We start from the raw sequence: 8,389 nt of genomic DNA, 5'->3' as shown, positions 1-8,389 counted from the left end.
GGTTGTGCAGGTTGTAGACCGAGCCGTCCGGCGCGATCAGGTCGACGATCAGGTCGCCCTGGTAGGTGTGGACGATGTCGACCGCGACCTGGGTGTTGCTCGGCGCGTTGCCGGTACGGCCGCTGACGCTGATCGAACTGGCGACGCCGGTGGCGTTGTTGTCCGGGATGTTGGCGTCGGTGCCGTTGGTGTAGGTCTGCGCGCCGCTGCTGCCGACGGTGACGGTGACGGTCTTGGTGTTGCTCGCGCCGGCGTTGTCGGTGACGGTCAGGGTGACGGTGTAGCTGCCCGCCGCGCTGTAGGTCTTGCTCGGGTTGGTCGCGGTGGAGGTGGTGCCGTCGCCGAAGTTCCAGCTGCGCGAGGCGATCGAACCGTCGCTGTCGGTCGAGCCGTCGGTGAAGCTCACCGTCAAGCCGCTGGCCGAGGAAGCGAAATTCGCCACCGGCGCCTGGTTGCCCGGCGTGCCGCCGCCGGCCGCGGCCACCGCCGCCGCCGCGTCGACCAGGCCCGAACCGCAGCCGCCCGAGCACTTGTTGGCGGCGATCGGGCGCGCGGTGCTCTGCAGGATCTGCAGGATCTGCGCCGGCGTGCGCGGGCTCGACGCCGCCGCCTGGATCAGCGCGGCGATGCCGGCCACGTGCGGCGCCGCCATCGAGGTGCCGGCCATCGGGCCGTAGGCGTTGCCGGACACGGTCGAGATGATGCCCTCGGTCGAGCTCGGCCCGAAGATGCCGTTTTCGCCGCCCGGCGCGGTGACGTGGATGGTCGCGCCGTAGTTCGAGTACGACGCGCGCGAACCGGCCTTGTTGCTGGCGGCGACGCGGATCACGCCGTTGCAGCTGGCCGGGGTGAAGCCGGCGACGTCGACGTTGTCGTTGCCGGCGGCGACGACCACGGTCGAGCCGTTGGCGATGGCGGTGTCGATCGCCGCCTGCCAGGCCGGGGTGTCGGTGCACGGCGCCGGGCCGCCGAGCGAGAGATTGATGATCTCGGCCGGATTGGCGTTGGCCGGCACGCCGGCGACGGTGCCGCCGGAGGCCCACACCACCGCGTCGGCGATGTCCGAATCCGAACCGAAGCCCTGGTTGCCGAGCGCGCGAACCGGCACGACCTTGGCGTTGTAGGCCACGCCCGCGCCGCCGGCGCCGTTGTTGGTCACCGCGGCGATGGTGCCGGCGACGTGGGTGCCGTGGACGATGTTGGACGAGTCGTTGGGATTGGCGTCGCGGCCATCGCCGTCGTCGGACTTGCCGCAGCCCGGCGTGCCGCCGGCCTGGCGGCACTCGGCGTCGGAGAAGCCGGTGGTCGAGCTGATCATGTCGTAGCCGGGCAGGATGTTGGCGCTGAGGTCGGTGTGCGCCAGGATGCCGCTGTCGACCACCGCCACCACGATGCCGGTGCCGGTGCTGGTGTTCCACGCGGTCGGCGCGCGGATGCCGACCGCGCTGTCGGCGTAGTGCCACTGCTTGCTGAAGCTGGGATCGTTCGGCGTCGCCAGCGCGCGGCGCAGGCCGTCGACCTGGACGAACTGTACGTTCGGATCGGCGGCGATCTGGCGCATCAGCGCAGCGGCCTCGTCGCGGCCGAGCGCGCGGTCGGACGCGATCACGCTGGCGCCGGGCACCAGCATGCGGCGAACCTGGCGCAGGCCCACGCGCGCGCCCTTGGACGCGGCCGGCAACGCGAGTTTCGACGCGGCGGCGTCGAGCGAGCGCGTCAGCGCCGCGCCGCCGGACGCGGCGGCGCTGTCGTTCTTGTACTTGACGATGAAACGGCTGTAGCTGCCGTCGGCTTTCAACGCGCCCAGGTGGGCTTCGCCGGCGAACGACGGCGCGGCCAGCGAGGCCAGGGCCAGCGCGGTGGCGGCGGCGAGCAGGTGCGGGCGGTGACGGATGGCGGAACGCAACGACATGGTGGACCCCTCGATAAGCGCCGCAAAGCGGCGAAAAGGGCGTTCGGGCGTGCCGTCGTGGCGGGTCGGCATGCGGGATACGCCAGGCAGGACGCGTGTGGGGTGCGCGTCCGGGGCACACGCTATCTGTCCGGCAAAACCGCCGGCAAGGTGTTGCGGCCATCGATTGCGCGTGAGTAATCGATGTCGATCACAGTACGCGACATGGTAATGATCGCGGTGCGTTCGAATGGATTTTCGACTGCATTTCGCACGCATTTTCGGAGCATGCGAATCCTGTCGCGCACGAGCGGCATGCTGAGCGCGGAGCGATCCGCAAGAGCGTCGCACACCGCCGCTTCGGCGCCATCGCCCGCACCGGAACCACGTCGCGACTGCGGCGCCGCCACGCGATCTACCTGTAGGAGCGGCGCAAGCCGTGACCGCGCAACCGCCCCGCGGCGAACGCCGCACCATGCCGGCGAAACCGCAACCGCGTCGAAACCGGGCCGCACGCCCTCCCCCGCCGCGCAATCCCCGCAACGAAAAAGCCCCGGCCGAAGCCGGGGCTGTGCTTGCACCCTGAAGCGCGGCCCGCAGGCCGCGCCGCACGATCAGAACGTGAGGCTCCAGCTGTTGATGTAGCCGGTGTCCAGCGACGCGCGATCGGACACGCGCAGCTTCCAGGTGCCGTTCAACGGTTCGCTCGACAGGTTCACCGTGTAGGTCTGGACGATGTTGTCGGTGCCGCCGCCGGCGCGGTTGTGCAGGTTGTAGACCGAGCCGTCCGGCGCGATCAGGTCGACCACCAGGTCGCCCTGGTAGGTGTGGACGATGTTGACCGCGACCTGGGCGCTGCTGGTGGCGTTGCCGGAGCGGCCGGAGACCACGATGCTGCTGGTCACGCCGACGGAGTTGTTGTCCGGGATGCTGACGTCGGCGGCGTTGCTGTAGGTCTGCGTGCCCGGGTTCGGGGTGCCGCCGCCGAGCGAATCCAGCGCCGCCTTGGCGTCGACGATGCCGGCGCCGATCGGCTGGTCCGGGGCGGTCGGGAACGCGCGCACGGTGTTCTTGAGGATGGTCTCGATCTGCGCCGGGGTCTTCGGCGTCGCCGACTTGGCCTGCAGCAGCGCGACCACGCCGGCCACGTGCGGCGTCGCCATCGAGGTGCCGCCGTAGGAGGCGTAGCTCTCCGAACCCGGCGTGGTGGTGCCCGAGTTCAGCGTGGACAGGATGTTCGAGCCCGGCGCGGCGACGTCGACCACGGTGCCGTAGTTGGACTTCTGCGTGCTGCTCCACACCGAACGCTTGCCGGCGCTGTCGACCGCGCCGACGGTGATCACGTTGTTGCAGTTGGCCGGACGCGCGTTGGAGGCGTTGCCGTTGTTGTTGCCGGCCGCCACCACCACGGTGACGCCGCGGCCGACCGCGCCGTCGATCGCCGCCTGGTAGGTCGAACCGCAGGCGCCGCTGCCGCCGAGCGACATGTTGATCACTTCGGCCGGGTTGGCGTTGGCCGGAACGCCCGAGACGGTGCCGCCCGAGGCCCAGGTGATCGCATCGGCGATGTCGGCCAGGGTGCCGCCGCACTTGCCGAGCACGCGCACCGGCACGACCTTGGCGTTGTACGCGGTGCCGGCCACGCCCTTGGCGTTGTTGGTCACCGCCGCCACCGTGCCGGCGACGTGGGTGCCGTGCCAGCTGGAATTGTTGCTGTAGCTGACGCCGCATTCGCCGGCAGCGAACCAGTCGCCCTGGTCGGCCGGGTTGGAATCGCGGCCGTTGCTGTCGCGCGCGGCGGTCGAGTCGCTGATGAAGTCGTAGCCGGGCAGGATGTTGGCGTTGAGGTCGCTGTGGCTGGTGATGCCGGTGTCGATCACCGCCACCACCACGCCGGTGCCGGTGCTGACGTCCCAGGCCTGCGAGGCGTTGATGCCCGAGGCGCCGTAGCCCCACTGCTCGCCGAAACGGGTGTCGTCGGGGGTGAAGAACGCGGTCATGCGCGCGTTCTCTTCCACGTATTCCACGCTCGGGTCCAGCGCGATCTGCTGCATCAGCGACTGCGCCTCGGCGCGATCGAGCTTGCGCCCGGCCTGGACCACGTCGGCGCCGGTGCCGATGCGGCGCAGGTGCTTGAGTCCCAGCGCGCGGCCCTTGCCGGAGAAGCCGGCGGCGGCGCTGTCGAGCGAGCGGCTCAGGTTGGCGGCGTTGCTGCGCGCGGCGCTGCCGTCGCGGTACTTGACGATGAACTGGTCGTGCGAATCGGCGTTGGCCAGCGCGGCCAGGTCGATGCGGTCGGCGGCGGACGCCGACATCGCCACGCACGACAGCGCGGCCAGGGTGGCGGCGGCGAGCGCGTGCTGGCGCGGAGCGCCCTTGAAGCGATAGGACATGGTGAAACCCCCAAAATCGAAGTGCCGCGATGCGGCGTCTCAACGCGTGGTGGTCGGGCGGCCACGTCCTTGTTTGCACACGCCAGCGTCCACGCTGTTTGTGTACGGACTCGATGCTGCCCGGTCCGCCTTAACACGCTACGTGCCTAACTGAACGGTCAACAAGATGGATGAAACCCCCATCAACGCGCAGAGTCGCGAGAGGCATCACATTTTTGAGTTTCCATCGGCACAACGGGGGTGGAAACGTTGCCCTGCTGCGTCGTCGTAAGCCGACCGCTTCCGACGAGGCGGACGGCAAAGAAAAACCCCAGCCGAAGCCGGGGTTTTTCGTGATGCTCATAGCAAATCCGGACTTAGAAGGTGATGCTCCAGGTATCGATGCGGCCGACGTCCAGCGGTCCCAGGTCGCGCGCGCGCAGGCGCCAGTTGCCGTTGAGCGCTTCGGTCGACAGGTTGCGGGTGAAGGTGCCGGTGACGTTGTCGGCGCTGCCGCCGGTGCGGTTGTGCAGGTTGTAGACCGAGCCGTCCGGCGCGATCAGGTCGACGATCAGGTCGCCCTTGTACGGATGCACGATGTTGACCGAGATCTGCGCGTTGCTCGGCGCGTTGCCGGTGCGGCCGGACACCGCGATCGTGCTGCTGGCGCCGGTGGCGTTGTTGTCGGGAATCGCGACGTCGGTGCCGTTGGTGTAGGTCTGCGCGCCGCCGCTGCCGACCGTGACGGTCGCGGTCTTGGTGTTGCTCGCGCCGTCGTCGTCGGTGACGGTCAGGACGACGGTGTAGGTGCCGGCCGCGGCGTAAGTCTTGCTCGGGTTGGTCGCGGTCGAGCTGGTGCCGTCGCCGAAGTTCCAGCTGCGCGAGGCGATGGTGCCGTCGCTGTCGCTGGAGCTGTCGGTGAAGCTGACCGTCAACCCGCTCGCGTTGGAGCTGAAATTCGCCGTCGGCGCCTGGTTGCCCGGGCCAGGGCCGCCGGAGAACAGCGTGTACAGCAACCGGTTCGGCGAGCCGCGCAGGTCGGTGATCTTGCCCGGGGTGCTGTTGTCGACGATGGCGGCGTGCACTTCGTCCGGCGTGGCCGCCGGATGGGTCGCCAGGTACAGCGCGGCGGCGCCGGCCACGTGCGGCGAGGCCATCGAGGTGCCGCTGTTGGGCGCCGACGCGGTCGCGCTGCCGATGCCGGCCGAAACGATGTCGGTGCCCGGCGCGAACAGGTCCAGGCAGGCGCCCCAGCTCGAGGCCTGGCCGAACTGCCAGATCGAACGCGCGTCGTTGCGGTCGCTGGCGCCGACGGTGATCGCGCGCGGCACCCGCGACGGCGACTCGGTGCAGGCGTCGATGTTGCCGTTGCCGGCCGCGACCACCGCGACCACGCCGGCGTTGATGAGGTTGGTGACCGCGGTGTCGGTCGCGGCCGAGGCCGGGCCGCCCAGGCTCATGTTGGCGACCGCGGGCTTGACGTGGTTCGCCGTCACCCAATCGATGCCGGCGATGATCTGCGAATTGGGCGCGCTGGAACCGCAGCCGAACACGCGCACCGGGTGCACGGTGGCCTTCTTGGCGATGCCCCAGGTGGTGCCGGCGACGGTGCCGGCGACGTGGGTGCCGTGGCCGTGGCAGTCGGTGGTGCTGCTGTCGTTGGGCACCGAGGAGTAACCGTTGCCGATGCGGCCGGTGAATTCGGTGTGGTCGGCGCGCAGGCCGGTGTCGACGACGTAGGCGTGCACGCCGGTGGCGTCGGTGTCGTAGGTGTAGGTCGTGCTCAGCGGCAGGTTGCGCTGGTCGGCGCGGTCCAGGCCCCAGGTGGCGTTGTTCTGGGTGGCCTCGACCGACATGTAGCCGTCTTCTTCGACGAAGGCGACGCGCGGGTCCTTGAGCAATCCGCTCAGGGCCGCGTCGTCGGCCTCGACCACGAAGCCGCGCAATGCGTGCTGGTAGCTGCGCACCACGGTGGCGCGATGCTGGCCGGCGATGCCGCGCGCGACCGCGGGCACGTCGGCGACGCCGCGCGCGTTTTCGGCCGACAGCCGCGCGGCCTGTTCCTTCAGCACGACGATGTAGCGTCCTTCGATCGGCCGGTCCACGGTCAACAACTCCGCGGCCAGGCCCGGCAGCGCGGTGCAGACGAGGGAAGCACCGATGGCTACCGACAAGATACGACGATTCATGCGCGTCTCCTGAGTGAGATTGCGGAAGCGTTCGCGACGACCGCGGTGCGCGGCGTGGCGCTGCGCGCAACGCATGGCCCCCCGGCCTGCGCGCAGCCCCGACACCGGCGCCGGCCGCGCGCACTGTCGCCACGCGCAGCCGTCCGCCGCCGGCGCCTGTACGGCACCGACTGTCGTTCGCGATACGAATTCCAACCCGAGCGATGCCGCGTTGTGCGGCGGATACCGTGGCGTCTCGCGCGTGGCGCTGCGTGCAGTGCGCGAGCCGTGCGGTGTTCGCGGCCCTTGCGTTCGTTGTGGCCGCGGTCAACAACCTATGCAGGCGCCTACGAGAAGTCCATGCGATGGAAACGGTTAATTCGTGGGCAAAGCGTGAACCCGACTGGCACTTTCGCTATCGCGTTTCAGCACCACGCGCGTGACGGCCCGATAGCACGAGCGTGCAGCGGATTCGATGCGTCGGCGTATTGCGCGCACGCGCGCGACGACGTTGCGCGCATGGCGAACGTTCGTGCCGAACGCAGGTTCCCTGTCGCGCGCGATGCGCGATCGCGCGTGCGCGACGGCGCATCCGCACGGCATCGACGACGCAGGCCGGTCCGCTGCGCCCGCTCCGCGTTCGGCGTCGCGCATCGCGCATCGCGCGGCGACGCTTCCGCGCAGGTCGCGCGCAAACGAAAAACCCCGGCCGGGGCCGGGGTTCGATGCGTCGCGGTCGCGGTCGCGGCGGCGCGACCGCGATGGCGGATGCCGTCGCTTACAACATTCCGGTTTCGAGCCGCGCCGCCTCGGACATCATGTTGCGGTTCCACGGCGGGTCGAACACCAGCTCGACGTCGGCCTCGGCCACCGTCGGGATCATCTCCAGCTTGCTGCGCACGTCGTCGATCAGGATGTCGCCCATGCCGCAGCCCGGCGCGGTCAGGGTCATGCGCACCTCGACCATGCGCTGGCCGTCGTCGCGGTGCTTGACCGCGGCCTCGTAGACCAGGCCCAGCTCGACCACGTTGATCGGGATCTCCGGATCGAAGCAGGTGCGCAGTTGCTGCCACACCAGCCGCTCGACCGCCTCGTCGTCGGCGCCCTCGGGCAGCTCCAGCGGCTCGGGCGGCTCCTTGCCGATGGCGTCGGCGTCGCGGCCGTGGATGCGGAACAGGTTGCCCTCGACGAAGACGGTGTAGCTGCCGCCCAGGGCTTGGGTGATATAGCCGACGCTGCCGGCCGGCAGGGTCACCTGCTCGCCTTGCGGCACCATGACCACGGCGCAATCGCGCTCGAAACGGACGGGTTCGCTGCTGCGGGAATACATGCGGGGAAGATGGGGGTGCCGTGCCGCAGCACAAGACTGGCGATTGTACCGGTCGCGGCCGGCTATGCTGTAGGGCTTGCCCCCGTCCACAGTGTTCCGCCGATGACCGTCGCCGCCCCGCCCGACCGCCCCGCCCCACGCGCCGCCGCAGGCCGCGTCCGCCTGTACTCCTGGCTGCTGCTGGCCCTGGGCACGTTCGGCTTCGCCGCGTTCTGGACCCTGGCGGCGGTGAGCCTGGACCGGCAGCTGGCCTGGCTGGCGGTGCTGGGAGCGCTGGACATCGCCTGGATGCTGCGCCTGGGCGGCTGGCGCCCCGGCTGGACCCGCGCCGCCGCGGGCCTGGTCGCGACCGCGCTGATCGTGCTGGTCGCCAACTGGGGCATCGTCGCCGGCCAGCTCAGCGGCCCGTTCGGCCTGGACCTGGCGAGCTCGGCGACCAAACTCGGCCCGAACCTGTTCTGGACCCTGTTCCACCTGGCCAACGGCGGGCCGGAGCTGATCTGGATCGGGCTCGGGCTGGTGGTGGCCGCGGTGGCGTCGCGCTGAGCCGCCGCCGGCCGGCGATGCCGGCCCCACACGCAATCCCCCTGTAAGAGCGGCGCAAGCCGCGACCGCGAAGCCGCCGCTC

General features: G+C 70.3%; 6 protein-coding genes. 1 reads left to right on the top strand and 5 read right to left on the bottom strand.

The annotated features are described in order from the left end of the window. The 5 genes from BLV01_RS17855 to sufT all read right to left on the bottom strand — a co-directional run. A partial coding sequence (locus BLV01_RS17855; RefSeq protein ID WP_254782682.1) for a S8 family serine peptidase occupies positions 1-1,912 on the bottom strand: 1,912 nt, incomplete at its 3' end. Positions 1,913-2,034: 122 nt separating this feature from the next. Then, positions 2,035-2,301 carry a hypothetical protein gene (locus BLV01_RS25630; RefSeq protein WP_139178825.1) on the bottom strand — a complete coding sequence of 89 codons (267 nt, stop codon included), beginning with the start codon at positions 2,299-2,301 and terminating at the stop codon, positions 2,035-2,037. A gap of 204 nt (positions 2,302-2,505) precedes the next feature. Then, positions 2,506-4,284 (bottom strand): S8 family peptidase, encoded by a 1,779-nt coding sequence (locus tag BLV01_RS17850; RefSeq protein WP_091802803.1) that lies wholly within the window; start codon positions 4,282-4,284, stop codon positions 2,506-2,508. Between the two features lie 356 nt (positions 4,285-4,640). Next, entirely contained in the window at positions 4,641-6,452 is a 1,812-nt protein-coding gene (locus tag BLV01_RS17845) for a S8 family peptidase (protein ID WP_175486074.1), read from the bottom strand. A gap of 757 nt (positions 6,453-7,209) precedes the next feature. Beyond that, positions 7,210-7,761, bottom strand: coding sequence for a putative Fe-S cluster assembly protein SufT (gene sufT, locus BLV01_RS17840; RefSeq protein ID WP_091802798.1), 552 nt, complete (start codon positions 7,759-7,761; stop codon positions 7,210-7,212). A 102-nt stretch (positions 7,762-7,863) separates the two neighbouring features. Here sufT and BLV01_RS17835 point away from each other — a divergent pair, with 102 nt between their 5' ends. Next, entirely contained in the window at positions 7,864-8,307 is a 444-nt protein-coding gene (locus BLV01_RS17835) for a hypothetical protein (RefSeq protein ID WP_254782681.1), read from the top strand. Positions 8,308-8,389: the final 82 nt, after the last annotated feature.

Source organism: Lysobacter sp. yr284 (genome assembly GCF_900107375.1).
GTDB lineage: Bacteria > Pseudomonadota > Gammaproteobacteria > Xanthomonadales > Xanthomonadaceae > Lysobacter.
This window is presented reverse-complemented; position numbering and strand designations above follow the sequence as displayed.

Excerpts from the sequence above, each read along its gene's own strand:
- BLV01_RS17850 (WP_091802803.1), bottom strand. The coding sequence starts at position 4,284 with ATGTCCTATCGCTTCAAGGGCGCTCCGCGCCAGCACGCGCTCGCCGCC.
- BLV01_RS17845 (WP_175486074.1), bottom strand. The coding sequence starts at position 6,452 with ATGAATCGTCGTATCTTGTCGGTAGCCATCGGTGCTTCCCTCGTCTGC.
- sufT (WP_091802798.1), bottom strand. The coding sequence starts at position 7,761 with ATGTATTCCCGCAGCAGCGAACCCGTCCGTTTCGAGCGCGATTGCGCC.
- BLV01_RS17835 (WP_254782681.1), top strand. The coding sequence starts at position 7,864 with ATGACCGTCGCCGCCCCGCCCGACCGCCCCGCCCCACGCGCCGCCGCA.